Origin of the sequence: Leptospira ryugenii, from assembly GCF_003114855.1 — a bacterium.
GTDB classification, from domain to species: Bacteria; Spirochaetota; Leptospiria; order Leptospirales; family Leptospiraceae; genus Leptospira_A; species Leptospira_A ryugenii.
This window is the reverse complement of sequence record NZ_BFBB01000005.1, coordinates 47,080-73,618: the sequence shown is the minus strand read 5'-3', so window position 1 is coordinate 73,618 and position 26,539 is coordinate 47,080. Positions and strand designations below refer to the sequence as shown.

General features: G+C 41.1%; 23 protein-coding genes and 1 tRNA gene. 12 read left to right on the top strand and 12 right to left on the bottom strand.

Annotated elements, in window-relative coordinates; genetic code table 11:
- The first annotated feature begins 236 nt into the window (after window positions 1-236).
- The 4 genes from DI060_RS10230 to clpX all read left to right on the top strand — a co-directional run bounded on the left by DI060_RS10230 (window position 237) and on the right by clpX (window position 3,616).
- Window positions 237-308: transfer RNA gene (locus DI060_RS10230), tRNA-Gly, on the top strand.
- 73 nt (window positions 309-381) lie between these two features.
- The gene (gene tig / locus DI060_RS10225; protein ID WP_108976415.1) at window positions 382-1,725 is read left to right on the top strand and encodes a trigger factor; all 1,344 of its coding nucleotides are present in this window, start codon (window positions 382-384) and stop codon (window positions 1,723-1,725) included.
- A gap of 2 nt (window positions 1,726-1,727) precedes the next feature.
- On the top strand, window positions 1,728-2,327 hold the full coding sequence (gene clpP, locus DI060_RS10220; RefSeq protein WP_108976414.1) for an ATP-dependent Clp endopeptidase proteolytic subunit ClpP: 600 nt from the start codon (window positions 1,728-1,730) through the stop codon (window positions 2,325-2,327).
- An 11-nt stretch (window positions 2,328-2,338) separates the two neighbouring features.
- Complete coding sequence (gene clpX, locus DI060_RS10215) at window positions 2,339-3,616, top strand: ATP-dependent Clp protease ATP-binding subunit ClpX (protein WP_108976413.1); 1,278 nt, start codon at window positions 2,339-2,341, stop codon at window positions 3,614-3,616.
- A gap of 1 nt (window position 3,617) precedes the next feature.
- Here clpX and DI060_RS10210 read toward each other — a convergent pair whose 3' ends face one another.
- From DI060_RS10210 to DI060_RS10190, 5 genes are read right to left on the bottom strand one after another with little or no spacing between them, the layout of a single operon-like run.
- Window positions 3,618-4,520, bottom strand: a complete 903-nt coding sequence (locus tag DI060_RS10210) for a glycosyltransferase (protein ID WP_108976412.1) — start codon at window positions 4,518-4,520, stop codon at window positions 3,618-3,620.
- Window positions 4,521-4,560: 40 nt separating this feature from the next.
- Window positions 4,561-5,910: a GH1 family beta-glucosidase gene (locus DI060_RS10205; RefSeq protein WP_108976411.1), complete on the bottom strand. Its 1,350-nt coding sequence runs from the start codon at window positions 5,908-5,910 to the stop codon at window positions 4,561-4,563.
- Window positions 5,910-7,010, bottom strand: coding sequence for an Arg-Lys translocation region protein phosphatase RktP (gene rktP, locus DI060_RS10200; RefSeq protein ID WP_108976410.1), 1,101 nt, complete (start codon window positions 7,008-7,010; stop codon window positions 5,910-5,912). Before rktP ends, DI060_RS10205 begins: the two co-directional genes overlap by 1 nt.
- Before the next feature lie 3 nt (window positions 7,011-7,013).
- A complete protein-coding gene (gene tatC, locus DI060_RS10195) occupies window positions 7,014-7,796 on the bottom strand; it encodes a twin-arginine translocase subunit TatC (protein ID WP_209452028.1) in 783 nt (260 codons plus the stop codon).
- A gap of 9 nt (window positions 7,797-7,805) precedes the next feature.
- Entirely contained in the window at window positions 7,806-8,066 is a 261-nt protein-coding gene (locus tag DI060_RS10190; RefSeq protein WP_108976409.1) for a Sec-independent protein translocase subunit TatA/TatB, read from the bottom strand.
- A 36-nt stretch (window positions 8,067-8,102) separates the two neighbouring features.
- Between DI060_RS10190 and DI060_RS10185 the strand changes: the two genes are divergently transcribed.
- Window positions 8,103-10,034, top strand: coding sequence for a PAS domain S-box protein (locus DI060_RS10185; protein WP_108976408.1), 1,932 nt, complete (start codon window positions 8,103-8,105; stop codon window positions 10,032-10,034).
- On the opposite strand, the gene DI060_RS10180 is transcribed toward DI060_RS10185, so the two are convergent.
- Window positions 10,011-11,033: an alpha/beta hydrolase gene (locus DI060_RS10180; RefSeq protein ID WP_108976407.1), complete on the bottom strand. Its 1,023-nt coding sequence runs from the start codon at window positions 11,031-11,033 to the stop codon at window positions 10,011-10,013. The two genes, DI060_RS10185 and DI060_RS10180, sit on opposite strands and share 24 nt — an antisense overlap.
- 37 nt (window positions 11,034-11,070) lie before the next feature.
- On the opposite strand from DI060_RS10180, the gene DI060_RS10175 reads away from it, so the two are divergent.
- Together DI060_RS10175 and DI060_RS10170 are read left to right on the top strand one after the other, a co-directional pair.
- Window positions 11,071-11,496: a copper chaperone PCu(A)C gene (locus DI060_RS10175; protein ID WP_167836980.1), complete on the top strand. Its 426-nt coding sequence runs from the start codon at window positions 11,071-11,073 to the stop codon at window positions 11,494-11,496.
- Entirely contained in the window at window positions 11,493-12,050 is a 558-nt protein-coding gene (locus DI060_RS10170) for an SCO family protein (protein WP_108976405.1), read from the top strand. The genes DI060_RS10175 and DI060_RS10170 overlap by 4 nt, the downstream gene beginning before the upstream one ends.
- Here DI060_RS10170 and DI060_RS10165 read toward each other — a convergent pair.
- Window positions 12,030-13,976, bottom strand: a complete 1,947-nt coding sequence (locus DI060_RS10165) for a M3 family metallopeptidase (RefSeq protein WP_108976404.1) — start codon at window positions 13,974-13,976, stop codon at window positions 12,030-12,032. The genes DI060_RS10170 and DI060_RS10165 overlap by 21 nt on opposite strands.
- Before the next feature lie 95 nt (window positions 13,977-14,071).
- Window positions 14,072-15,490 carry an ArnT family glycosyltransferase gene (locus tag DI060_RS10160; protein WP_108976403.1) on the bottom strand — a complete coding sequence of 473 codons (1,419 nt, stop codon included), beginning with the start codon at window positions 15,488-15,490 and terminating at the stop codon, window positions 14,072-14,074.
- Between the two features lie 117 nt (window positions 15,491-15,607).
- On the opposite strand from DI060_RS10160, the gene DI060_RS10155 reads away from it, so the two are divergent.
- Window positions 15,608-16,759, top strand: coding sequence for a phosphoesterase (locus tag DI060_RS10155; RefSeq protein ID WP_108976402.1), 1,152 nt, complete (start codon window positions 15,608-15,610; stop codon window positions 16,757-16,759).
- Here the strand turns inward: DI060_RS10155 and DI060_RS10150 are convergent.
- Together DI060_RS10150 and DI060_RS10145 are read right to left on the bottom strand one after the other, a co-directional pair.
- Window positions 16,756-17,967, bottom strand: a complete 1,212-nt coding sequence (locus DI060_RS10150; protein WP_108976401.1) for an LIC_12337 family protein — start codon at window positions 17,965-17,967, stop codon at window positions 16,756-16,758. The two genes, DI060_RS10155 and DI060_RS10150, sit on opposite strands and share 4 nt — an antisense overlap.
- A gap of 3 nt (window positions 17,968-17,970) precedes the next feature.
- The gene (locus DI060_RS10145; protein WP_244594350.1) at window positions 17,971-18,153 is read right to left on the bottom strand and encodes a hypothetical protein; all 183 of its coding nucleotides are present in this window, start codon (window positions 18,151-18,153) and stop codon (window positions 17,971-17,973) included.
- An 87-nt stretch (window positions 18,154-18,240) separates the two neighbouring features.
- Between DI060_RS10145 and DI060_RS10140 the strand changes: the two genes are divergently transcribed.
- The 4 genes from DI060_RS10140 to DI060_RS10125 are packed head-to-tail and all read left to right on the top strand — an operon-like array spanning window position 18,241 to window position 24,912.
- Window positions 18,241-19,623, top strand: coding sequence for a caspase family protein (locus tag DI060_RS10140; RefSeq protein ID WP_209452027.1), 1,383 nt, complete (start codon window positions 18,241-18,243; stop codon window positions 19,621-19,623).
- Complete coding sequence (locus tag DI060_RS10135; RefSeq protein WP_108976399.1) at window positions 19,607-21,373, top strand: Kelch repeat-containing protein; 1,767 nt, start codon at window positions 19,607-19,609, stop codon at window positions 21,371-21,373. The genes DI060_RS10140 and DI060_RS10135 overlap by 17 nt, the downstream gene beginning before the upstream one ends.
- Before the next feature lie 19 nt (window positions 21,374-21,392).
- The gene (locus tag DI060_RS10130; RefSeq protein WP_108976398.1) at window positions 21,393-23,123 is read left to right on the top strand and encodes a Kelch repeat-containing protein; all 1,731 of its coding nucleotides are present in this window, start codon (window positions 21,393-21,395) and stop codon (window positions 23,121-23,123) included.
- Window positions 23,116-24,912, top strand: coding sequence for a Kelch repeat-containing protein (locus tag DI060_RS10125; protein ID WP_108976397.1), 1,797 nt, complete (start codon window positions 23,116-23,118; stop codon window positions 24,910-24,912). Before DI060_RS10130 ends, DI060_RS10125 begins: the two co-directional genes overlap by 8 nt.
- Here DI060_RS10125 and DI060_RS10120 read toward each other — a convergent pair.
- Together DI060_RS10120 and DI060_RS10115 are read right to left on the bottom strand one after the other, a co-directional pair.
- Entirely contained in the window at window positions 24,909-25,802 is an 894-nt protein-coding gene (locus DI060_RS10120; protein ID WP_108976396.1) for a DUF4384 domain-containing protein, read from the bottom strand. The genes DI060_RS10125 and DI060_RS10120 overlap by 4 nt on opposite strands.
- A complete protein-coding gene (locus tag DI060_RS10115; RefSeq protein WP_108976395.1) occupies window positions 25,795-26,508 on the bottom strand; it encodes a FecR family protein in 714 nt (237 codons plus the stop codon). Before DI060_RS10115 ends, DI060_RS10120 begins: the two co-directional genes overlap by 8 nt.
- Window positions 26,509-26,539: the final 31 nt, after the last annotated feature.

Below are 26,539 nucleotides of genomic sequence, written 5' to 3'. Positions count from 1 at the left end.
AGTCATTGCAGCGCTTTCTTTTGCAACCGGAACGCCTTCGGGAGGCTCGAAGCAGTCTACCTTAGAAAAAAAGTGTAATCATTGTTAGATGTTCAGGCTCTCGAAAACTGTTCCGAGCTAGGTCTAGGTTCTGTCAAAAATCAGATTGCTAAATCCAAAAAACTAAGGGAGAATCGCTCAGATTTTTCCTTGCCTCCCTCCTGTTTCCAAAAACTATGGATTTACTCAAAGTTCTTGCGGGAATAGCTCAGCGGTAGAGCATCTCCTTGCCAAGGAGAGGGTCGCGGGTTCAAGTCCCGTTTCCCGCTAAGCAGAGTTTTGGGCACAATTCGACCTGTCCTGCCTCCCCCAAGATGAACAAAATTAAGATTGGACCCTTCTATGGAATTTACTGCAAAAAAAAACAACAACGCTTCTTGTGATCTAACCATTACCTTCAGTGCTGAGGAAGTCAATTCGGCTTACAAAAAAGCATACCAATCGGCCAGTGCCAAAGTAAAGATCCCTGGCTTTCGGCCTGGCAAGGCACCACTTGATATGGTGGAAAAAGTACTTGGGGAGTCCGTGATGGACGATGCCGCCAATATTATGCTCAATCATGCGATGGCGGAGCTATTTGATAAACTGGAACACAAACCAATTCGTATTCCGCAATTCCAAGTGGAGACCTTTGATCGAAAAACGGGTGCAAAGGCAAAGGCAACTTATGATACAAAGCCAGAGGTGACTCTGCCAAAATTGAAAAAGATCAAAATCCAACCCGTAGAGATTAAGATCTCGGAAGAAGACCTTACGAAAGAATTGGAAGCCATGCAAAAGAGTTTGGCTCGCAATGCATTGAAAGAAGAGTCTGAACCTGTAGAAGCAAATGATCTCTTAGAAATCCAATATAAGTTCAAAGAAGAAGGCAAAGAATACCCTGAAAATCTGCAGACTGGTAAATACCAGATGGGGCATACAAACAACCCTCCTGGTTTTGATGCTGAACTTTTGGGTTTAAAATTGAATGATGAAAAAGAGTTTTCTTTCCAATACCCGGATGTATACCCAGCCTCACCTGAGTCAGCTGGAAAAGTATACCAGTACCAAGTAAAAATAACAGCCGTTTATCGAGTAACGTATCCAGAAATCAACGATGACTTTGCTACCGAAGTTGATGGTTCTGCCAACTTGCAAGAGTTAAAAGACAAAACCAAAAAACAGCTAGCAGAAATGTTCCAAGCAGCTCTAAAGAGAAAAAACTTGGAAGAGGCATACGTTGAAATTCTCAAAGAAAGCAAGTTTATCATTCCAGAAAGTCTTATTGCCGAAGAAACCCAATCCGTTTTCCAGAACTTTATGAACGAGTTTCATATGCCACAGATGAGCCTTGCAGATTATGCAAAACGGCTTGGAAAGGAAGAATCGGAGGTGAAGGCTTCGTTTGCCACAGCGGCTGAAAAGCGAATCCAAACCTATTTAGTGCGCCATAAAATCGGAGAAGAGCAAAAAATCAGCCTGAGCGACGAGGAAATGGAAAAAGGATACGAAAAAGAGGCACAATCGCAAGGAATTCCTGTCGATGCCTTGAAAAAAGAAGTCCAAAAACAAAAGGCGGAAACTTACTACCGTGACAAATTCCTGTTTGATAAAATAGATGAGTTTGTTTATGCTGAGGTTGATAAAAAATCAGCAAAGTCCGTTTCCACTGAAGAAGCAGAAACCTTACTGAGCAGGAAAGAGTAAATATGTCCACATTAATGCCATACGTAATTGAACAAACGAGCCGAGGAGAGCGTCAGTACGACATTTTCTCCCGATTGTTAAAAGACCGGATCATTTTTCTAGGTTCAGGGATCGATGAGGCCTATGCCAATGTCATTTCTGCACAGCTCCTCTTCCTAGAAGCAGAAAACCCAGAGAGAGATATCTATCTATACATCAATAGCCCTGGCGGTTACGTAAGTTCAGGTATGGCGATTTACGACACAATGCAGCTCATCAAACCAGAGGTGCGCACACTCTGCATCGGACAGGCCTCCTCAATGGCGGCTCTTCTCCTTGCAGGAGGCGCCAAAGGCAAACGATCGGCACTGCCCAATTCTCGGATTATGTTGCACCAACCCTATGGTGGCGCAGGCGGCCAGGCTTCCGACATCGAGATTTCTGCCCGTGAAATAGTAAAGATCAAGGACAAATTGATCGACCTTTATGGTAAGCACACAGGCAAGCCCGTCGACCAAATCCAAAGAGATACAGAGCGCAATTTTTATATGAGTGCAGAAGAAGCTAAGGAATACGGAATCATCGACAACGTCATCCAAGAACGTAAACAAATCCAGGCCTAAGGAGCTTATCCATGAGCAAACGACCGACTACGAGCACTGGCAATTCTCGCGAAAAATTACATTGTTCTTTCTGCGGGAAGGCACAAGACGAAGTCCGTCGTTTGGTGGCGGGCCCAGGGGTATATATCTGTGATGAGTGCATTTCTCTTTGCAATGAGATCATCGCCGAGGAACCCCAAACAGGTGAAAAGACTGCCATTTTAGGTGAGATCCCAAAACCTCTAGAAATCAAAAAAATCTTAGACCAATATGTGATTGGCCAAGAGACCGCAAAAAAGGCTCTCTCTGTAGCAGTATACAACCACTATAAGCGGATTTTCCATAACGATCGTAAGGCGGGAGATGTCGAACTAGAAAAGTCAAATATCATGCTCATTGGCCCCACAGGTTCAGGGAAAACTCTCCTTGCGCAGACTTTGGCAAGGATCTTAAAGGTTCCCTTTGCCATCGTGGATGCAACTGCACTTACCGAAGCAGGATATGTCGGCGAAGATGTGGAAAACATCATCTTGAAGCTCATCCAGAATTCTGATAACGATGTCAAAAGAGCCGAGATGGGCATCATTTACATTGATGAGATCGACAAAATTTCTAGAAAGTCAGACTCAGCTTCAATCACAAGAGACGTATCTGGCGAAGGTGTTCAACAAGCACTTTTAAAGATCATTGAAGGCACTGTAGCAAATGTTCCACCGCAAGGCGGGCGTAAACACCCTCACCAAGAATATATCCCAGTAGAAACCAAAAACATTTTGTTTATTTGTGGTGGAGCCTTTGTTGGTTTGGATCAGATCATCAAACAAAGAGTAGGCGTAAAATCGATAGGATTCCATTCATCTGATTCTCTCGCAGCAACTCATAAACAGGGAGAGGAAGATTTCATACATGGTGTGATCCCAGACGATCTGATGAAATTCGGACTCATACCAGAGTTTATCGGACGTTTGCCGATTGTAGCCACTTTGGACGAGCTGACAGTTGATTCCTTGAAGTCTATCTTTACCGAACCGAAGAATTCCTTACTCAAACAATACCAAAAGATGTTTGATTTGGAAAGTGTGAAACTCAAGTTTACAGAGGATGCGATCACAGCTATTGCCGAGACTGCGATCAAACGAGAAAGCGGGGCCAGGGGCCTTCGTGCCATCATAGAGGATATCATGATGGATTTAATGTTTCAGATCCCTTCCCGAAAAGATGTTCTGGAAGTTGTTGTTACACAAGATACAGTTCTTAAAAAAGAACCTCCCATCACTATCCTACGTGGTGATATTGAAAAGATAGCCTAGTCTATTTTTTCTCTTTTTTGAACAGGTTGCGAAAGCTATCGGTGACACTATCGAGGGCTTGTTTCCAACTTTCAGGTGTCGCTTGGATTTCACCAATGCCCGATTTGATCCCCGTTGAAAATTGGTTGTATCGCTCTTCCAATTGGATGATGTTCTTTTCTAAATCGTCCAAAATCTTCTTACTAACTTTTTTATCGTCTTTTCCAAAATTACCAAATTCATACTCTATGATGTCTTCCTTGACAGAACCTTTCGTGAGTAGATGCATTTCCACATGAAAATATTTTTCTAAAAGTGCAAAACGACCTTCTTTTTCCAACCTTCGTATACTCACCGTTAAATGGACATTGTTTAAAAAACGCAAAGGTCTAAACTTTGAGGCTCGGTCTACGAGGTCGTGGTCTTCGGCGATGACAACAGATTCATCAAATCCTTTGACTCGGCGGAACAATCTTCTTGTGATAAAAATGCAAAAGCCTGCTGCTCTTGGATTGAAAGATTGGTTTAACTTTACCGTTAGGTTAGCGAGTTTAAACATTACCTTATCCAACTGTAAGTCGGATTGGGGTTTGAACTCACATGTAGCAAGGTCCAGGAAACGATCTTGCATTTCTTGGTAAGCCTTTTCTAGAAAGTCAGGAGGTAAGTAAACATCAGAATCAAAGAAAAATAAAAAATCACCGGAAGCAACTTCAGCCCCTCGATTGCGTCCAGGCCCAGGCATCCCGCCTGCCACTACCTTGGCACCGTATTCTTTAGCTATGTCGACTGTTTTGTCCTTGGAGCCAGCATCCGCTACAATCACCTCAAAGTCGCGGAAGGTTTGTTTTTTTAGAGATTCTAGGAGGATGGGTAAATATTCTTCTTCGTTGAGAGATGGGATAACAACACTGATTTCTGGCATGGCAAAGACTATAGCCTGATTTCAAAAAAAAGCAAGTGCTTCAAAATTGAAAACCATTGTCTTTGCACACTTTTGCATACCAACGGGCACTTTCCTTGGGTGTGCGCTGTAGATTTGGATCCTTTCGGTCTACATACACAATACCAAACTTTTTTGCGTAGCCTTCTTGCCATTCAAAATTGTCGAGAAAAGACCAGACAAAGTAACCTTTTACATTGGCACCACCTTCTATGGCCCTTAGAACCGAGAGAAGATAATCCTTCATATAACGGATACGAGTCGGATCCATTACCTTTCCATTGGCCAACTGGTCGTCTAAACTGATTCCGTTTTCAGTGATGTATACATTGGGGTTCTTGTATTCTTTCTGAATCCAAGCCAAAAGATCATAAAAACCTTCAGGGTATATCTCCCAGCCCATGGTCGTAAATTCTGCTTTTGGTGATTTAGGCAAAATAGGTAAAAATCGGAATAGTGGAATGGGGAATGGTTTTACTATCATCCTCGAGTAATGGTTCACGCCCAAAAAATCGCTTGGCTTTGATATAAGTTCCATATCGCCATCTTTCAGATTACCTTTGTTATGTGACTCCACTTCTGAACGTAGAATTTCCGGATATACTCCCTTATAAATGGGATCCAACCATAACTGATTCATGAGAGCATTTGCTCGTTTAACTGCCTTTGTCTCTTTGTCCAAACGATAACTATAGACAGGTGAGAGAGCATTTGTAAGCCCAACTTTTGATTTTGGTGATAGATTGCGAATTCGCGAAAGCGAAAGGCCATGGGCAAGGAGTAGATTGTGTGCTACCTTAAATGCTGAAAATGGCTTTCGTTTCCCAGGTGCATGTGCGCCGTAGATATAACCGGCAAACATGACTATCCAAGGCTCATTCAATGTGATCCAATGTTTGACTCGATCTCCTAGTCGTTTCACTATAACTTCCGTATAGTCAGCAAAATGATAGGCCGTCTCACGGTTTAACCAACCTCCCTTTTCTTCTAAGCTTTGAGGTAGGTCCCAGTGGTAAAGGGTAACAAAAGGCTGTATGTTTTGTTTTAAAAGTTCATCAACAAGTCTCTCGTAGAAATCCAAACCTTTTTCGTTTACATAACCGACTCCACTAGGCATCACCCGTGGCCATGAAATGGAAAAACGATAGGAAGCAATGTTTAGTCGCCTCATTAAGGTTATATCTTCTTTGTATTTATGATAGTGATCGCAGGCGATATCGCCATGCTCTCCATTTTTGATTTTTCCTTTTTTTTTGGTAAATACATCCCAGTTAGAAAGGCCTTTGCCGTCTTCGTTGAAGGCACCTTCTATTTGGTAGGAAGATGTTGCAGTACCCCAAACAAAACCTTTGGGAAATGTTAATTGAATCATTACCGTGTCCGCCTAACTACTATTATGCTTAAATTATCTAAAGGGTGTATTAAATTTTTTTGTTTCCCAAGCTCGGAAAGTTTTTTTGCGATCGCCAGTAACATTTTTCGGCTTGATTCAGGTTGGAGATCTAAAAGGTAGTCTACAAATTCTTCCATCAATTCAAAGGAAGTCATGGAGAATTCTTTTAGGGCTCTATCTGTTCCCCAAACAAGGTAGTCTCCGATTTCTATGCCATCCGCAATGGACAAATGGTGTGGGTGCAGAGCATGCCAGGAATCATCTCCGGAACCTTCTATGACTTGGATGCCTTGTTTAGAAAATTGGAAAATCGGCATATCCATAAAATGATAAAAATGAAGTTTGTCCCTCTCCTCGCCCATGCCAAATAGGCTGAGTTTTAATTGATTCAAACTTAGTAGATGCAAACTATCCTCTAGTTTCTCAAGCAAACTAACCGTTGATAAATGAGAATGATTGTGTGCACTCAAAAGTCCATGGATGAATAATTTCTGAGAGGATTCTAGAATAGTCGTTTCAACAAAACCTGCGAGTATTCCAACAAAGCCATCGGTAGTTTTGATGATATGAATGTAATCATTATGGATCGTCTGGATGAGACTGGGGAATATAGAAATGTCCCAACCAGAAATTTTTTCCAAATTCCGATCAGGTAAAAGGCGATGGATGAACATAGATTTCTGCTCTTCCCACTGTTGTTTGGTCGACTCAACATGAAATTCAGCGGTACTTTGCGCTTGGAAGAGAGATCGTTTCAAGGTTCGCAAAAATTCCACTTCTTCAGTATTTTCTTCTGGGAGATGGTCAAGATCTGTCTCTTGGATCTCAGCGGCGGCTTTTTTGAAACTGCGGTATACAAAACCAAGTAGGAAATATAAAAGACCTGCCATCACTCCAGAGTAGACTAAGGAGAGATAAACACCTAATAATCGTACGGAGAGTTGTTCTTTACCTGCGGGATTTTGGAAATTTCGAAGAATGAATTCTCCAATCAAGAATTGACTGATGAATAGGAAAAAAGCAAAAATGAATAAAACAAAAGGGATTTTAATTCGCAAATGTATTTTGTTTAAATACATATCTTAATCTGCTTTTTCCATTACCAGCATGATACATGCAGAAAGAAAAAAAAGAAAGGTGAGAGGTAGAAGTAACATCATCATCGAAAAAACATCAGGTCCTGGTGAAAGCACCGCAGAGACAAGGGCAATAATCAGAACACTTTCTCGCCAGCGTCTAAGCAAAAAACTAGATGAGAGAATCCTAAGTCGGCCAAGAAGGATCAATACTATCGGCAATTCAAAGGAAGCTCCAAATACCAGATGTAAATTAAAGAATATGTCATAGTATTCATCAATGGGTAGAAAGGGTTGAATACCTTCAGGCCTCAATACGACCAAAAATACACGTAAGAAATTTTCAAATACGGTAAACCAACAAAGAGCGAGTCCCGCCCAAAACAAAACCGTGGAAAAGAGAATGATAAACTTTCCCCACTTTTCTGTCCTAACATCCACTGCTGGTGCAATGAAGCCCCAAAGGATATAGAGTAGGATAGGAAGAGAAACTAGAACAGAAAGCATAAATGAGGTCTTTAAATAGATCACAAAAGGAGCCATCAATTGGATCTGAAAGAATTGAGCATCTTCACCTAATACATGTTTGTAGGGAGATATCAGTAGGCTGTGGATTTCACTTCCAAAGTATAAGGTGATCACCATAAAGGTGAAGATGACGAGAATCGAATAGATCAACCTTTGGCGGAGCTCTTCTAAATGCTCGCCAAGGGTCATAAATTTTTCCCGAGTCTCGGATTCCTCTGGAGGTAACTGGGGAGGAGGCAAGCTCTGTTTTTTGGCAGCCAAAGCGTATCCCTATGCTTTTTTCTTTTTTGTTTTTGGGATTTCTTTTTCTGTCACTTCTTCATTTCGAGGGAGCGAACGGTTGTCCGATTCAGGCTCTCCCATAAGTGATTTTCGAAACTCTTTGATGCCGGAGCCAAGGTCTTTGGCTAAGCTAGGTAGGCGTTTGCCCCCAAAGAAAAGGAGTGCCAAAAAAACAATAAGTGCAATTTCCCATGGTCCCAAATTGAAAAATGCAAGCGGTGGAATGAATGAAATTGGAATCTGGATCATAATTTCCTCTCAGATACATAAAATCGGAAAAAGGCAATGGAAGCAAGCGGAATGATGGATTTCTTTACTCTCTTACCCGAAGTTTGGGACGGGGGCATTTTTTTAGCAGAGATCGAATCTTTACGAATCCTCTATGCAAATCCCTCTTTCCAGAAGACATTTCTGGCCAAGCAAAAAGAGTCCCCATCTTCACTCTCTTCCTTGAACGGGGTAGTACATCCTGAAGATGCCCATCTTTGGAAGACCGAACTTTTGCAACTACCAGTCGGATTTATGGAACCGAAGACTGTGCAGATTCGATTTGAATTTCCGAGCTCTAGCCATTTGCAATGGTTTCATTTTCTCATTAAACCTGTGCGTCTCAGTCAGATTTCAGAAAGACCTTTGATCATAGGCTTTGTCCATGAAACAACCATCGAAAAAGTGACAGAGGAAAACGTCCAGGAGCAGATGAGACTCTTTTTGGGATTGTTTGAAAATTCCTCAATTGGAATGGCACTGCAAGACTGGGAAGGTGGGTATTTTAGGATCAACAAAAAGTTCGCTGAGATTACAGGCTACTCCATACTAGATTTAACCGAATTGAATTTAAAACGAGTTAAAGGAGAAGTTTTAAAAGAAGAAGAATTAGAATATTTTAATGTTCACCAGAACGAGTTAGAAATAGGTGAAGCAACCTTAACAAGAAAAGATGGAAGAAAGATCAACATCTATCGAAGGATTAATACGTTCCGAAACGTCCAAGGAAAACCTGATTTTTACTATGTGATTTTGGATGACCTCACCGAAAAAAAACAAATGGAATCCTACCAATTGCACTCACAGAAAATGGAAACCATTGGAAATTTAGCTGCAAACTTAGCACATGATTTAAACAACTACCTACAACCAATCCATGTTTTTTCACAATTAGGTAAAGAGACACTTCTCATCAAAGAAGAAATTGCAGAAGAAGAATCGAGACTACTTTCCTACTTAAATAAAATCCATTTAGCTGCATCAAGTGCAAGGTCGATGATCCATAAAATCATTCGCTTTTCAAAGATCAATGAATCTGAGGTCATTACCATTGTTGATCTTTCCGCCATCATTCAGTCAAGCATTCCTATCCTCGTTGCTGATGCTCCCAAGAATGTAGACCTCCAATTCCAACTGGCAGAAGAAAATGTTCTCTGGGTAAAAGTGGATCCTGTACGGATTACAAAGATTTTAGGAGAGATTGTATCCGGCTCACTCTGTGTTTGGAAAAAAGATGGAGAAGGGGTTGCACAAATCAAAACTTCCTTACGCGGCTTAGAAGCGGAGGAGTTGCAACCAAATGTTGTCCTCATCCAAATCTCTCTTTTTGGAGTGGATGCAAATACAATAGGAACAGATATTGATTTTTCAAAATCATTTTTTGAAGAAGATGAAACGCAATGGTCAGGACTATCATTGATCAATCGTTATGTGAGAAATTGGTTTGGAGAACTCCACTTCAAGAAAAAGAGTAACGAGGAATTAGAAATTGAAATCCTTCTCCCTCTTGTGGCTTCCATCCATCCCGAACATCTAGGCACTTCCAATGGAAACATTTCAAAATCGGAGGACAATTGGGAGTTTTTATCCAAAAAAGAATTCTGGATTGTTGAAGATGATGAACCTTCTTTAGATTCGCTGGCGATGGTGTTTTCGTTAAAAAATATAAAACCAAAACTATTTACTTCAGCCTTTGCTGCCTTGCAAGCAAGCCGTGAAAGTTTACCTGATTTTGTACTTTCTGACTACAGAATGAAGGAAATGAACGGATTGGTCCTATTGCGTAAGTTAAAGCAGATCAATCCCAATCTCGTTGCCGTATTGTATACTGGCAATGCGGAGGGTCTTGCAGATGAGAGTTTAGAAGAGGAAAGGATATTGGTGCGGACAAAACCAATATCCATTGAAGAACTCTATGAATCGATCTTACTTTCTTTTGACCTTCTTTAGATCTACAGGTTCTGCGCCCGTTGCTTTTGAAATAAAACTCACTAGCTCACTTAAAATTTCAGACTGTTCCACTTTAACATGTTTAGAGAAAAGAATGTGATCACCTTTCACCACCTGAAAAGCATGGCTGACTTCCGATGCTTTCTCATTTTTTTTGATCGTTTCAAAAGCACTTAACATTGCTTTTACAGAAGCAGATCTATCTTGGATTGCCTCATTTTCATAAAAATAAAAAAGTAAAGTGGGGTCTTGGATTTTGGAGAGTGAATCTTCCTTTTCTACAAATCGTTTTAGGTTCATCAAATGTTTCACGGAAGCATAGTATTGGTCTCTGTACCAGTAGAGGTAAGACTCATTGTTAGGATCCTGCTCTGCTGACTTTCGGATCTCTCCCATCAAAGTATGGATCAGAGGCACCCCCCAAGAAAAACGAAGTACATTTGAATCGGCAGTTGTAAAATCATAAAAAGGGGATGCAAGGACAAGTGCGTCCACTTTGTCCGGGTGTTTGCCCGCCAGGTAAGTAGCAATGAGTCCACCCATACTTGTTCCCACAAGTACTAGTTTTTCTCCAAGTTCTGAGGACTGAAGAAGTGCCGTTTCGGCATCTTGAAGGTAACGTGTGAATTCCGTGTTTTTGTGGTCTTCTACATTTGTTCCATGGCCTGGAAGCCTCACATAATATAGGTTTGCTTGGAATCGTTCCGCTACTTGGTTGATAACCTCTTCGCCTTCCATGCGACTTGCCCCAAAACCATGGATGTAAAGGATTGCTATGGGAGTTTTTTCTGGGGAGTAACGGATGAGGCGTTCTTCGTTGTCTTTACGCGTCCCTTCCTTGGCACTAATTTCTAACTCTTTTTGGTAATACTCGTCAAAATTGGCGAAGGATTGAGATTGGTCATAGACGTATTCTGGAATCCTCCATTCATAAGTGGAAAGTAGGAAGGAAGTTAAGATGATGAGCAAGGCGGCTAGCCATTTCCCCAATAGTTTCATGAATCCTCTTCGTTTCAAAACGTTAATCTCTAAAAGAATGGCAATTTTTTTGCTTTTTCAAGTCATTTTGTCTTTTTCCTGCACAAAGATACAGCTGAACCCTGAAAACCAGACCAATGCATTCCAAGTTCGGTCTGTCCCAGAGGGTGTGACCCTCTCTGTCGCCTATGGGACTTGGGCACCCAAAGTGAAAGCGGAAGCCAAATTGGTTGGGATCCATATCCAGGATTTCCAATTGGTAGAGTGGCATGAGAGTCAGATCGATGAGAGGGCGGTGATGCGGATGAAAAAGGTGAATCTTCCCCTCTCGATTCCACCAGGCAGTGTGTTCACATTTTCACCTTCCGGAACCCACTTGATGCTTTTGGGTAGGAAGCGGAACATACAGAAAGGAGATAGACTCCCACTCTCATTCGTTTTTGAAACGGGTGAATCAGAATCCTATGAGGCGATCGTTGAATGAAATCTTTTCGACAATACATTAACTTAATCTTCTTTCTATTGTTCTTTACCTGCAAGCCTAACATCAATTTGGCACCATTGCCAATTGGAGGCGATTTTTCGTATGCGGATAAATCGGGTAAGGTGATCAGTTTGAAAAATTACTCTGAGCCCGTACTACTTGTATTTTTTGGTTATACACAATGTCCTGATTTTTGTCCCAATCTTTTGACAAAAATAAAATCAGTACGCAATCAATTACCTGATACCATCAAATTCAGAGTGGTATTTATCTCGATTGATCCTAAACGAGATGATTCGAATGTCACACAAAAGTATATCGAATTTTATTTTAAAGATGCTACGGGACTTTCTTTCAATGAAAGCACTACCAATCTTTTGGTAAAAAAATATGCCGCCTATGTAGAAGCAAACCCTGATGGGCAAACCATAGACCACTCTACCTATGTTTATGTTTTGGATAAAGATAGGAAAACAAGAGCTCTCCTTAAATCAAATGATAGTTTGGAGAGCTATAAAGATGTGATCCTTTCTTTAAGCAGCGATTCCATTTAAGCGAAGTAAGGCTTCGATATCCGGATCCTTCCCATAAAAATCTCTGAATAGTTTCATGGCCGATTCAGAACCACCTTTTTCCAAGATGCATTTTCTGAATTTTTCAGCTAGGGATTCCGAAAAGATTCCCTCATCTACGAATTTATAAAATGCATTCGCAGAGAGCAATTCAGCCCATTTGTAGGAATAGTAACCGGCAGCATATCCACCTGCGAAAATATGCGAAAATGAATTTTGGAATTTGTTATAGGAAGGAGTTGTAAAGACGGCAGTTTCCTTTCGGACTTCATCTAACACTTTTTGTACGCCTTCTTCGTCCGGAGCATCCAGATGAATTCTCATGTCAAAGATTGCAAATTCCAATTGACGGACAACTGCCATGGCAGATTGGAAATTTTTTGCTTCTACCATTGTCTCTATAAACTCTCTTGGGATTTTTTCTCCCGTTTGGTAATGTTTGGCGAACAAATCTAATACCTTAGGTTCATAGGCAAAATTTTCCAAAAATTGACTGGGAAATTCAACCGCATCCCATTCCACACCATTCACACCACTTACAAATGCCTCACCGACTTGTGAAAGTAGGTGGTGTAAGGCGTGTCCCAATTCATGAAATAAAGTGACCACATCGGAAGGTTTTAGTAGGGAAGGGACATCTTCTCGGGCAACGGGGAAATTACCTACCACAAAGGCAATAGGTAAAATTTTTTCATTGTTTTCTGTGATGAAATGGGGTTTCCAATTGTGCATCCATGCCCCCCCTTTTTTTTCCTTTCTGGCTTCTAGGTCTAAATATAGCCTAGCGCGAGTTTGTTTATCTATGATGATATCATAACAAAGGACAGAAGGGTGCCAAACCCTTGTATCTGCCTGTTTAAATTGTATCCCAAGAAGAGAGGATAAGAATTGAAATGTACCTTGGACTACACTTTCTTTTTCTAAATAAGGTCTGTATTTGTCTTCTTCATAGTGGTAGAGTTTTTTCTTCAACATCTCAGAGAAGTAGGTAAGGTCATAGGCTTGAAGCTCGGAGACTCCCTGTTCGGAAGCGAAGTCTTTTAATCTTTGGTATTCTTTCAAGGCAACGGGTTTTGCTTTAACATTTAACTTTGTCAAAAATTCCAGAACCTGGTCTGGGCTTTCCGCAACTTTACTTGCTAGGCTAAGCTGTGCAAATGAGGCAAAGCCCAAGAGTTCTGCTTCCTCCTTTCGTAGTTTGAGAATTTCTTCCAAGATCTTGCCATTTTCTGGAGCTTTTGTCACGGAAGCCTTATATAACTCAGCTCTTCTTTCACGACTCGGTCCATAGGTCATGTAAGAGATATAACTTGGGTAATGGAGAGTGAATTTATACCGACCATCTTCGGTACGAGCGGATCGTTTTTCGGATTCTGGCATACCGTCTACTTCAGTTTCATCCAAAATCATTTCAAAAGCATTTGTCGCATTTAGGACATTTTGGGAAAACTGATTGGAAAGGTCCGACAAGCGGATGTTAATTTCTTTTAAGCGGGATTTTTTCGTTGCTTCTAAGCCGACCCCAGCTAATCGGAAATCACGAATTTCATTTTTTAATACTTTGCTTTGCTCTAGATTGAGAGTGGTATCCTCTGATTCAATTTTTAAAAGTGCTTGGAAGATATCTTCATTTTGTGCAAGGTCGGTATAATACTCTGTTAATTTCGGAAGGATGTTTGCGTAAATCGTTTGCGATTCTTCACTGTTCTTCACTGAGTTGACATGTGAAATTTCTGTACTAAGGTCAGACAGTTCGGTCTGAATCGTTTGGTAAGGGCCAAGAAAAGAGGCAAAGGTATAGATTTTGTTGTCTAGAAGCTCTTGGATACGTTTTTTATTGCTTTTGATTTTTTCGTAGATTGCAATTTCCTTTTCTTTCAGGTCATCTTCTTTGAACTCTGGAAACATAGATACTCCTAATGCTTAGACACTTTAAGCAGTCTCAATGTCACTCTGCTGACAGAAATCATATCGGCAATAGGAAAAGCTTTTCAATCTTTCCCTTAGTCTATCTGTATGAGCAAAAGTTGGATAGTTTTGTTTCGGTCATAAGCCCAAACTGATTTTGCCTCTGACAATACTTTATATCCTTTCCCCCATTGCGAAAGGAGCATATAATTGTCCAAGTCAATGAGAACGATAGATCCTTTGGGAAGAGATTGAAATTCCAAAAAGTCTGCTACCACTTGAATTTGTGTATCCAAATAGAAAGCAAGGCTAGGCAGAGCATAGTTCTTAAATGAATAGATAGCCTCTGTCTTTGTTAAACTTTGCTTCCAAGATTTTGCCAAAACTTGCGTGTCTTTGCGTTTCTCATTTAAGATAGGAGCTACGAGAAGGTGCAGCAATAGAGTTTGTGCCAAGGCAAAATAGAAAACGCGCTGAATCCAAACATTTGGGACTGATTCATGTAAGAATTTGGCAAGTAAAATGGCAAGAATGGGATATGCTGCCAAGGGATAAGAGGGGAGTTTACTTTGCATCCATTCATACAAAAACCAACCAAAGAAGAGTGCAGAAAATAAAAGAAAACTTTCCTTGGACAAGAAGATTGCCTTAAACTCGGAGCGTTTTCTATAAAGCTGTTTCAACCATAGTGGGAAAAAGACCGACCACGGGAAAAGTGTGATCCAAAATAAAAGAAAGTAAGTTCCCGGCGGACCACTTTGTCCGAAAACGGGATCAGTCGCTCTTCTCCGTACATACCACTCAAACATCCATTGGATCATCTCGCCATTTGTTTCTTGCCAAACAAAATAAACCCAAATCGAAAAAGGTAAGAGTGCCAAAGGAAGTCCAAACCAAGGTTGTAGAGACCATACTAAACTTCTCGTTTCCTTTTGCCAAAGAAAGAAAAAACAAATACCACCTAAATAGAGTAAGATGGGCGGACCTTTGGTCAATACGCCCATGAGTATGGATACCCAGAATAGAAATGTATACAGAAGTTTATTTTTTGATTTATCCTTTACTAGTACTAGTAGACAATAAAATCCCAAAGTCTCACAGAAAACAAGAAGTGGATCAACCAGAGCAATCTTTCCATTGATGGGAAAATAGAGGGAGGTAAATAAGATCAGCCAACTAAGTTGTGCTATTTTTTCGGTGAAGAGTTGTTTTGCGGATAAGTAGGTTAAGAGAAGACAGAGGCTAATCCACAAAGCAGGAAATATCCTTAAGCTTAACTCAGACACTCCAAAAGTTTGGAAGCTAAGGGATGTGATCCATAGATGCAGAGGAGGTTTTCTGTGTGGTAAGGAAAACGGAAACTCTTGAAGGATATAATTCCCTGATCCCAACATAGTTTTCGAAAAACCTGCATAAGCAGCCTCATCTTGGTCATACAGAGGGCCATTTGAAAAACAGAGAAATAATAGAAATGATAGGACTGTGGCTTTCCAAGCGAAGGTGATTCGGCTCATGAATCACTAGATATGAATGTAAGCAGTCTTTTGCCTAGAATGAATTTGCATCCTATGGTTTCAATATTGTAACGATCCTGCAATCAAATTGTAACACAATTTTTAGATACTAAATCTATGTTTCTGCAAGAGGCAAAGATTCAAAAGGAAAAAGTGTTCCAAAGCATTTATAAAAAACGCCGTTGGGTACTTTTATCTTTTGTTGTGCCGATGTTTGCGATGCAGGTGGCTATATTCCAAGGCTTCGCGATTGCCTTTTTACGGGAGCCATTGCCCGCTCTAAAGCCATTTTCGGGAGCTCACTTACATAACCCTTATGGACAGGATGATTGGTCTTTGGGCCAAGAGAAAGTTGCATTGCATTTGCACTCTTCTGAGGTATGGTACACGCCAGAACGTCACAGTCGCCAAGACATAGAATTCGCTTATTCGAGCCAAGGGTATACAGCATTAGGTTTTACTGACTATTCAGAATTTTTTAGTACAAAAAATCCAAAACTTGGGTCCGTCTCAGGTTATGAATGGGGATTGAATGTACGCAAGCGACATGCATTGGCTTTTGGAGGACGAGAAAGCATTCCTGATTATTTTCCTATCTATGCGAGTCGGGAGAATGTGAGTTGGACATTTCGGAAGATGAGAGAAGCAGGAAGTTATGTGGTTGTATCCCATCCGAAGCTTCACGATGCATATACGAGAGAGGACCTGTCCAAAATTTACCATTACAATGCGATAGAAGTATTTTCTCCATTTGGGGATGATACCAAAGTACTAGACCATCTATTGAGCCAAGGAAGAAATGTGCACTGCATGTCTTCAGATGATATGCACTACCTTCCTGAGTCAGTAACAAAGACCTTAGACCAGCCGTGGTGGAAAAGCCTTCTGCAAACCGTCTTACTGCAAAGAGGGAGGAAAGGAGAAGGATTCAAACGCCACCTTGTCTTTCCAAAAACACATACCAATGAAACTAACATCCATACAGACCTGGAAGCTGGCGCTTTCTTCTGCGTAAAGAAACACTTCGCAGACGCTACTGACCCGCTCGTTCCCCAAATTAAAATCGAAGGTAGTGAGATTACTCTAACATCTGAAGAGCGCTATATTGAAGTTAGATGGATCGGAGAAAACGGTGAGTATCTTAAAATTGATTCCGATACGAACAAGTCGAAGCTAGCTCTTGAAAATGTAAAGACATACGTGAGACTGGAGCTGATGAGCTTGTCGGGTGTGGTTCTTTCCAACGCACTCACCAGAACAAATCTTTAATTTACTGTCTTAAAGTTGATTTTATCGCCTTCACTGCCTGCTAAACTATCCAAGAAGTTTTTACTTGTGTATTCGTAAACCCTTGCAGCCGGTTTTCCTGCGCCTAAACTCGAAGAGGCATCGATTCCTGTTCTCGAAAACGCCTCATCCACTGACATAAAATCCGCTCCACCTACTGTCGGACTCGGGTAAGTGCTTGGAACCTCGTCTGCTCGTAGACCATCTCTAACAAATCCATTCACATCAAAAATTCCATAGGAAAGTTTAGCTCCCGAAATACTAGAAGATAGGTTACAAATGGTTTCGGGAAATGTTGAATTTGATGCCAAGGCGGAGATGCTTGCCTTTGCCGTCGTATAGAAAGGGCTCGCAAACTTTTGCATGTACGCAAGCCCGTAGTAGATTTGGTCACTGCCACCACAGACTGTTTTGAGGTTGTTAAGATTTGTCGTTTGGCTTGGGTTGATCGCCACAAGTTTACTAAATTTCATCCGAACAACCGATCGAAAGCAAAGCTGTTTTCCAGAATCCACTTCGGTCAAAACGACTCTCCCGATATCACTCGGCCAAGTTGCATTTTCTGGACCGTTCTTCCAGGTGTAGGATTGGAATTTTGTACCATAGCTTGATTCGTTTGCAGTATAACTTTCAGTAATGACTGATCCCACATTTGCAAAGTTAGGTGAATTAAAGTCACCTAGTTTGTAATAGATGAGAGCTCCATCATTTCCCAAGAGTGTGTTTGGATCATCAAAGAACAATTGGAGGCTGGGACTTGCGTTTCCTGTTTTTGTTAGTTCTAAAAAATGATTGAAAGCCTTTGTCCCTGCATAGGCGGAGGAAGTGATCCCTGAGATGGGACTTGCTTGTTGGTTGATCTTTAGTCGAATCGTGGTGCTTCCGAGTCCATCCAATTGGATATTGGTGAGCGTTTGGCTGAGTGGTGCAGTGGAATTGAAATAACCTGCATTTTTTAAGCCAGCGATCAGGAGATCAATTAGGTTTGAGTTGCCTCTTGCCCAAGTCGCGGACTGCCGCACAAAGCCCCATGCATTTGCATCGGCATAGATCGGGTTAGTGCCAAAATCTAAACGCAAGAAAGAGCCAATGTCAATCGGTAGACCTCTTTCCCAATTTTTTTGGAAAGCTTTGTCACTGAACCGAAGGGAGGAGCCAAGGATGAAGATAAGGATAAGTAAGTAACGCATCGTTTACTCCGCTATCCCTTGGGGGATACAAATTGTAAAACCAGACCTTGGATTGCAGGCGGCAGTATTGGATCTCAATAGGAGAACACCTAATATCAGCAAATCATTGGAGTTCTCTTCTTTCTTTTTGCAAAGAATATTTGTAGAGAGCAGTAGGACTAGAACGAGTGTAACAATGAGTTTCATGCGCATTGCTTTATTATATATGTCTCCGAATCCTTTTGCAAGATTTGGTGGAAAAAAAAACGACAAGTAGAGAATCAAGCTAGAAGTTTGGTAATTCCCTTGAACAAACCTGTTTCCATTGCTGCTCTTTTTTTCCTTTGTGCCTGGTCATTTGCGTCTAGCGCAGAACCAAGGAAAAAGGGAGTTCTAACAGACCAAAAATCAGGCAAACGGATTGCCCTTTTGGTTGGCATCAATGAGTACAAAGATGTAGGCCTTTCTGATCTCCGAAAGGCGAGAAATGATGCGAAAGGCCTAGCCAAAATCTTAATCCAGAATGGTGAGTTTGATTCTGTCGTGGTCATGACCGATGAGATTGATCCAAAACAAGACCCTGATTCACTTTTTCCTACCAAATTGAACATCGAAGAAAAACTAGATAGCTTACTTGTGGAAGCAGGCCCGGATGACGTCTTTCTTTTTTTCTTCTCAGGCCATGGCGTTTCAGATTATGAAGAAAAAGGTTTTCTACTTACACAAGATACTGTTTTATCCAAACCATTTAATTCTTCGCTCTCTGTAGATTTGATTGCAGAAAAGATATCCAAGAAAGGAATTAAGAATTCACTTTTAGTTCTAGATGCTTGCCGAGATTCCATGTACACTTCAAAGAATGCATCCGCCAATTCTCTGTTAGAGAGCGGCCTTTCTCGTTCGGAGATTTTTGCCATTTTGTATAGCACAAAGGCAGGCTTTTTCAGTTATGAAGATGATGAAACTTCTTATGGTGTATTCACAAAATATCTGATCTACGGTTTGGAGGGGAGGGCCGATGCCAACCGAGATACACAAGTTAGTTTTAGTGAACTAGAAAACTATATCACAGCTGCTGTAAAAGATTGGTCTCAGAGAAAAAACAAGCAGCAGAAACCGTATACAAAGTACATTGGAGAAAAATCTGGAGATCTGATCTTAACTTACTCTACTAATCCCGAAGTTAGTTTGGCAGATGTGCCAGTGAACCAATATGCACGGGAGTCCATCTACGTTCGTTCACTATTGTTTCCTGGTTGGGGTCAATACTACCAAGGCTCAGAGGTTAAGGGAAAGGTTTATATGGGAATCGCAGGTGTTTTGTTGCTTGCCACTTTGGATTCCTATTTAAAATACCAAGACGCAAAGAAAAATTATGATTCCTTTGTTGGTCTCCCGCCTAGCACAAGGTTTGGTGAATCTTTTGTAATCAATTCTATCCTATTAGAACCAAGAGAAAGAGCATTAAACGAAGCAAGATCCAATTTCGAAACCTCCAGTCTTTTGTTTGGCTTGTTTTATTTCTGGAACATTGCCGATTTAGCTCTGTTCCCCAAAGTTGCAGAAGAACCAAAACAAAGGTTTTCGTTTTACATGACTCGAGAGGCTAGATCTGAAATCTATCCCATGGCCCTTGGAAATCACAGGTACGAAGCCTCCTATGAAATTAGGTTTTAAACATTTAACCCTCTTTTGCTTTGCTCTATCTTTGAGCTGTTCCTCTAATCCCAACCAAACAGTTGTATTAACAGAACTTTTGGGTTTAGGAGCCTCAATGGAGGCAAGCTCTCAACCTCAAATCAGTTCAATTCTAAATGAATTACCATCTCTACGTATATTTTTGCCAATGGAACCTTTGCGACCCTTGGGCAAATCCGATTGGGAAATAGATGGGGAGGCGAAAGGTAGCCTAAGTCTTGAGTCTTTTGAGCAAGTAAGTACAAAAGAATATCGATTGGCATTGGCAGGAAAGGCGGAAGAAGGACTTTTGCGCATCAAACTCAAACGGACTACTTTTTTGGGAAGGTTTGGCCAAGAAGAAAGAGAATTTATCTTTAGTTATGTGATAGACCAAGGTGCACCAACGGTCACTTTAAATTTTAAAGAAGGAGACTTTCCTGTTTTTTTAGACGATGGGTTTTTGGATCTGACCTTTTCAGAGCCGGTAGAAGGGGCTAGTCTTAAAAGCAATTATTCATTCTCGGCACCGGTTTCCTCAGATGTTACCATCATTAATGTACTTTCCTTAAGTAGTAAAAGCTACCGACTTGTATTGTCGGGCAAACCCCAAAGATCCTTCGATCGATTGCAATTTTCGATTAGCAATATAAAAGATTTTGCTGGTAGGGAATTACAAAACAAAGCATTCAATTATTTCCAACCCAAGGTAAATATATTGCCCTCTCTTAATGTAGCTCGCTGTTACCCTAGATTGGTAACTCTGAGTGATGGAAAGGTAATGATCATTGGGGGCATCATACCCGATTCTAGTCCCCAAGACACTTTGTCCTCGATAGAAATTTTTGATCCAGCTACCAATCAATTCACTGTATTTCCTCAAGTTTTGAACCAAAAGAGATCCGATTTTACCGCCAATCGACTGTCAGATGGTCGGATCATTGTAGTGGCAGGTCTTCTCGGTCCTGGTAGCAATTTAGCTAATTATCTATCTGATTTTGAATTGATTGATCCTTCTGGTACTGTGGCACCTGTGCGAAGGATGCTACCTGCACAAGTCCGCGCAGGCCATAAATCAGCTTGGGCAGGAGATGGATTTTTATATATCCTAGGGGGAAGAGGCCATCCCTCTGCCGCCAACTCCCTTGCGTATTTGGATCGAGTCGACCGTTTTGATCCGTCTACTAATGATTTTGTGAATGTAAAGAAAATTGCAATTGGTCGGGATGGATTGGAAGTAGGGACAGATTCTAAGGGAAGGATACTTGTGACCTTAGGTATCAGAAGCCAGAGTTTTCATTCCAATTCCTTTGAATACTATGATTCTTCTTCAGTTACTGCGAGCACGGAACACCCTGTCCTTTTGGCAAATACCAGACGTTTCCATAGCCTACTGAGAGACGGTGCAGATCAGTTTTATGTCTTAGGTGGTGGGAATCTAGATAAAATCACCGCCATCGAAAGGATCAATGCCGATGGTTCCAATACTTATTTAGCTAACTTCACGGAACAAAGATACTTTGCTGGTTTTTCGTTTTGGAACCAAAACCAAATCCTTGCCATCGGAGGGAATACAGATTCAGGCTTTGCCTCCAGTATTGAATCTTTAAATCTGAGTAATTCTAAGGTATATACTGTTGGTACACTTCCTTACCGTAGTTCTTGCACCACGGTGCATACCCTCGGTAATCGTGATATTTTGATCTTAACTGGTAACCAACCGGCACAGAGGTTGCAAATTGCGCAGTAAGAAGTCTGTAACTATTTTATTGTCTCTTTTCCTGTTCCAATGCCAAGGATTGCTAGAGGGTGGGCGAAGTGGCCAGGATCAAATTTTCCTTTCAGAGATTGGTTCTAGACTTCTGTTTCCCAATATACTCCTGACCAGCAATCCTTCCTTAGGTTCAGCGATCTCTGCCCGTGAGATTGCTGTTAGAAGCTCGGAAGCTGTATGGACCAAACAAACAATTCCACTCCTAGAAATTAGAAACCAGTCCAATGGAGATCTCGTTACGGCAAAGATAGAAGAAGTAAGTGCGTCAGAATTTAAAATCCAACTTCCGAAAGATTTAGCTCGCGGAACTTATGTGGTTCAGTTAGAATCAGTTTCCCGTTTGCTTGGCAAATCATTTAATCCCTCACGATTGGAGGTTAACTTTGATCCAGAGGCACCAACCGTACAAAGTGTATTCGGAACTATTTTAGATTCATCTTTTTTTAACCAAGGGTATTTGGATGTTTCTTTCAATGAGACCGTACAGAATGCAAATCTTCTTTCCTCCTATTCTTTAAATGGTCAATCGCTCGGAACACTTCGTTTATCAAGTGTATTCCCTATTTCGGGCAATTTGTACCGTCTTTTTTTTACAGGTCTGCCCTCGTCTACTGGTGGTATCTTGGTTCTTTCCTTTCAAAATATATTGGATACTGCTGGGAATGCTTTGCAAGTACCAAACCTACAATTCCAAGTCTATGGTTTCAAGTTTGCTGGTGAGATGCAGACCGCCAGATCCCAGGCTGTGAGTGTTCTTCTTCCCTCTGGTCAAATCCTAACGATCGGAGGTGTTACAGGCTCTGGTGTGAGCAACCTTTGCGAACTATACAATCCTAATACGAAGTCCAGCGTTAGCGTTGGAAATTTAACAACGGGGAGGAGACGTTTCACAGCAACCTTGTTAAATGATGGCCGAGTTTTTATCGCAGGCGGTGATCGGAATACAAGTCAGAGTGCAGGAGATACCATCAATACAACAGAAATTTTTGATCCAGCTACAAATACATTTTCAAATGGTCCAAATTTAATCACAGGTCGTATGGACCACGCAGCCATTCTCCTTGCTTCGGGTAAAGTCTTGATTGCTGGTGGGATATTAATTGAAAATGCCTCACCATTTTTGAGTACGAATTTAGCTGAAGTGTATGATCCAAATACAAACACGATGTCCTCCACTGGAAATTTACAATATCCTAGGAGAGATTTTGTCTTCAAGAAGTTAGCCGATGGAAATGTCTATGCCTTTGGTGGATTGCGAAAGATATTAAGTGATGAGTACATTCGTGAGACAGAAGTTTTTGATGAACAAAGTGGAAATTTTACTGTGGTTCCTCGCTACGAACTTCGTCTCAATCGTTCTACTTTCTTTGTGGAGGAGTTTTCCGACCGCATCCTCGCTTTTGGCGCTGTGCCTACCACAGAACGTCTGTTAAAGAATGAAAGTGCATTTTCTCTAGCAGCTTCCTTTTCGACGATTCGAACCAAATTCTCACCTATTGCATTTGCTGAAGAAAAAATCATTTTGTTCGGCGGGGAAGCTGATGGCACCTATGTTCCGCGCATTGATTATTATGATATTCCCAATAATAGATTTACACTAGGTTCACGGATGCTCGTTCCTAGGATTGACAGCCAGACCATTCGATTGCCATCGGGTAAGGTAATTGTCATTGGAGGCCTTGCGGCAAATCCTGTAAAAGAGATCGAGGAATACTCTTATGAATGAGAGAATTTCTCTACTTTTTGTTATCCTTAGTTTTCTAGTCCAGTCCTGTACTTTGAGTCCAAAACAAGACCAAAATGGCAATGCAATACTCGCTGAGTTAGGTGTATTTTCTACCTATAGCAGCCAAACAGCATGTAGTTCGAGCCCTCCCAACCAGGCATTCGTAAAAGAATTGCAAGAAGTCTCCATCGTTTGCCCGCCTGGTTTCCGTATCATGGAACCTAAGCTTGACAATCAACTCAAGTATACCTCTTTATCTTCCATAGATACACTTCGTAAACAAGATTTTGAGTTTATACGAGTCTCTGACCACCAAATCAAGGTCCGAGCCAATCGGAACATGTTGGCGGGAGAATGGATACTTACTTTAAAAGAGATTTACAATAGAGACTCCCTTTTGCTTCCAGAAACTATTTGGAAGGTAAATGTGGATACACTCAGTCCGAATTTGACGGCTAGTTATCCCTCGGGTAGCTATGATCCTTCCATCTTTTTCACAAATCAATTTGATTTACGATTTGATGAGCTTGTGAGTGGGATTGATGAGCTCAGTAACTACAAAGTAGAAACCAATTCAGGTTCAGTCACGATTCGAAATATTGCAAAGTTAAGCGAACAATCTATTCGAATTTTTTGGCAAGGAGATTTTCCTAGATCTGGAGGTACATTGCGATTGTCCTACCTTGGAATCAAAGACCGATCCGGGAATGAAATCAAAGGAGAATTAAACTATCGTATATTTGGTTGGAAGGATGGACCTAACGTACAAAATGGAAAGAGAGACTTTGCGATCGCAAACTTAAGTAATGGAGATAGTTTGCTGATTGGGGGTTTGGGAGTCATTAAAAATACCAGTTCTACATCCACTCTTTCTATTGTTGAGAGATGGAATGTAAATTTAGGTACGATCACAGAAGTAAGTCCTCTCAATCAAACTAGGCGGTTTTCTAGTTTTGCGCAAACAAATGAGGATCGCATCGTACTCTCAGGAGGATTTACAACGAACTTATCAAGCTCCATTACCAATACGACAGCGATTTACAGACCAGACACGGGAACTTGGAATGCTGGCCCCAATTTATCTACGGCGCGCATTGGGCACGCGAGTTGTGCGATTTCTAGCAACAAAATTTTAATCACTGGCGGAAGGACAACAAACTTGGGTTCGGCGGTAAGTACAGCTGAGATCCTTACTTTAGATTCCATTGGTGGAGGAAGCATACAAACCATTTCCAATCTACCGAACGCCAGGATGAACCACCAATGTATTCGATTGGCAAATGGCATGTATTGGATTGTGGGCGGAAGTACGACTACCACGGAAATTTTCAATCCCACAACTGAGTCCTTTACTACAGGACCTTCTCTTGTGTTCCCACAAGAGTTGTTCACAAGCCAATTTGATTTGAATGGAGATCCTTTTTTGATCGGAGGTCGTTCTGGCTCACTTGTCACCGATATCGTGCAAAAGTTAAACCAATCCAATATGACTGTATCGGTGTCCACTTACCTCTTCCAAGCAAGGATGGAACATGCATCAGCTCGCCTTCCTGATAGGAATTTTATTTCAGTGGGGGGGATTGCATCCGCAACTGGTTCTGTTTTGTCTTCAACGGAAAAACAATGGAATCGTAGTGGCATCGACTCCTATGTTTTGCCTGCCACCAAACAAGGAAGGCGTGGGCATCGTTTGCTGAATCTAGTGGATGGCAGACTCCTCCTGGTTGGAGGAATCAGTGGAGTAGGCGTGCCAGATTACCTCACGAGTACGGAAGTCTTTGGTGATTAGTTGGGTGCGATTGTAATTTCCCACTCTGCCACTTCTACATCTTTCAGCATCTGAGTTGTGACTTCTGAAACGATGATTGATTTCGAACTTGTTAGAGCAGGAGGAAGCAATTTAAAGAAACTATCCCCTTTTTTGTTTTTGAATTGAAACTCATCCCAAGCCTCTTTGGAAGCAAACGCTTTGATTTTGTCTTTTCCAAAAGGCGGTGCCGTACGAAGTGAACCCAAATTTTCTGGAATTGTTACCTTTTCTCCTTTTTTCAAAAAGTTAGCCGTCTGTGTCGAATTGGGAAAGATCAAAACGGGATCCTCTTGCTTGGATTCGGGTACTAATAAGACATACACATAGTGGTCTTCTTCAACCTCAAGTTCAAAACGAAGGGGCTCTCCTGCTACATATTTTGATTTGAGAGCTGTAATTTTAATCGGAGCAGAGGGAGATGATTTTTTTTCCGAAAGAGCTAAGTAGATATTCTTTTTGTCAATGTGCGCATAAAAATCTTGGAACAAAGTTTTATGCATGGAACTTGGAAGTGAGTTTTTGTATTCCAAGTTACCAGATTCTATATCATACAATTGAATGCTTGTCATCGAACCTTGGTCTTTCAGTAAGATCAGCTTTTCTGCTACTTTGATTTCGGCTTTCTCTTCTATGATTGCATTTACGTTTAGCTTCTCATCACCTGAAAACATAGGATCGGATACGTAGATAAAATCTCCTCGTTTGCTTTGTATGATTTGCCCGCGAAGGTGATTGCTGATCTCAAGTGCATCCGTCGTTCCTTGAGAGACAAGAAGGGCATATTTATAAATAGGGAGTTTAGTTTCTTTTGGTTCAGCAAACAATCCTATTGTAAGGATAGCTACAAGGATCAACAATCGGCTATTCATTTGTTTTTCCCTTCATTTCTTCCATTAGCTTCTGGTTGTTTAGATGTTGTTCTTTAAATAATTGGTAATTTTCTTCTTTCATTTGGCTCAGCTTTTGAAAAATCTGCATCTTTTCTTTAGCATAGTTACTTAATATCTGTTTCTTGAAATCTTTTCCTTTTAGGACGATTTCTTCATTTTGTTTGACCATCACTTCTTTTTTGTCTGGTCCACTGACTGCTACAGAACCCTCGTTTACAAATACTCCGCTTTCCAAATCCAAATCTGGATTGGTCCCACCTTCATCAGGATTTGAGACTATAAATTCTGTCCCACGAACACCTGCTACATAGCTAGGGCTAACCACGGATAGCTGGTGATTTTTGGTTTTTTCATGTTTGTGGACTTTGACAAACAATTTTCCAGCCATAGCTCGCACTTTTGTTTGTTTTGTCTTTGGATTGAGAATGTCCTCAAGAAAGATGCGGCTGAACTTTTCGATGCGGATCGTGGCCTGTGTGGCCAACTGCAATTCGCATATACCATTTTCCGTCTGGATGCTATCCCCCGCTTTTAAGATCTGGTTGAGTTTCACTGATTCGGCTTTAGTTTTGCCCGAGGCAATGAAGGAAACTTTTCCTTGGATAAAGGTGAGGACGGCTACTTCTTCAGAAAAAAGTTGTGTAGAAAGGCTAAAAAAAAGAACCAAAAAGGCAAAAGATCTCATACCTCTTTGGTACTGCAATTTTGGATCGCCT

Coding starts and splice junctions, on each gene's coding strand:
- tig (WP_108976415.1), top strand. CDS start 382: ATGGAATTTACTGCAAAAAAAAACAACAACGCTTCTTGTGATCTAACC.
- clpP (WP_108976414.1), top strand. CDS start 1,728: ATGTCCACATTAATGCCATACGTAATTGAACAAACGAGCCGAGGAGAG.
- clpX (WP_108976413.1), top strand. CDS start 2,339: ATGAGCAAACGACCGACTACGAGCACTGGCAATTCTCGCGAAAAATTA.
- DI060_RS10210 (WP_108976412.1), bottom strand. CDS start 4,520: ATGCCAGAAATCAGTGTTGTTATCCCATCTCTCAACGAAGAAGAATAT.
- DI060_RS10205 (WP_108976411.1), bottom strand. CDS start 5,910: ATGATTCAATTAACATTTCCCAAAGGTTTTGTTTGGGGTACTGCAACA.
- rktP (WP_108976410.1), bottom strand. CDS start 7,010: ATGTATTTAAACAAAATACATTTGCGAATTAAAATCCCTTTTGTTTTA.
- DI060_RS10190 (WP_108976409.1), bottom strand. CDS start 8,066: ATGATCCAGATTCCAATTTCATTCATTCCACCGCTTGCATTTTTCAAT.
- DI060_RS10185 (WP_108976408.1), top strand. CDS start 8,103: ATGGAAGCAAGCGGAATGATGGATTTCTTTACTCTCTTACCCGAAGTT.
- DI060_RS10180 (WP_108976407.1), bottom strand. CDS start 11,033: ATGAAACTATTGGGGAAATGGCTAGCCGCCTTGCTCATCATCTTAACT.
- DI060_RS10175 (WP_167836980.1), top strand. CDS start 11,071: ATGGCAATTTTTTTGCTTTTTCAAGTCATTTTGTCTTTTTCCTGCACA.
- DI060_RS10170 (WP_108976405.1), top strand. CDS start 11,493: ATGAAATCTTTTCGACAATACATTAACTTAATCTTCTTTCTATTGTTC.
- DI060_RS10165 (WP_108976404.1), bottom strand. CDS start 13,976: ATGTTTCCAGAGTTCAAAGAAGATGACCTGAAAGAAAAGGAAATTGCA.
- DI060_RS10160 (WP_108976403.1), bottom strand. CDS start 15,490: ATGAGCCGAATCACCTTCGCTTGGAAAGCCACAGTCCTATCATTTCTA.
- DI060_RS10155 (WP_108976402.1), top strand. CDS start 15,608: ATGTTTCTGCAAGAGGCAAAGATTCAAAAGGAAAAAGTGTTCCAAAGC.
- DI060_RS10150 (WP_108976401.1), bottom strand. CDS start 17,967: ATGCGTTACTTACTTATCCTTATCTTCATCCTTGGCTCCTCCCTTCGG.
- DI060_RS10145 (WP_244594350.1), bottom strand. CDS start 18,153: ATGAAACTCATTGTTACACTCGTTCTAGTCCTACTGCTCTCTACAAAT.
- DI060_RS10135 (WP_108976399.1), top strand. CDS start 19,607: ATGAAATTAGGTTTTAAACATTTAACCCTCTTTTGCTTTGCTCTATCT.
- DI060_RS10125 (WP_108976397.1), top strand. CDS start 23,116: ATGAATGAGAGAATTTCTCTACTTTTTGTTATCCTTAGTTTTCTAGTC.
- DI060_RS10120 (WP_108976396.1), bottom strand. CDS start 25,802: ATGAATAGCCGATTGTTGATCCTTGTAGCTATCCTTACAATAGGATTG.
- DI060_RS10115 (WP_108976395.1), bottom strand. CDS start 26,508: ATGAGATCTTTTGCCTTTTTGGTTCTTTTTTTTAGCCTTTCTACACAA.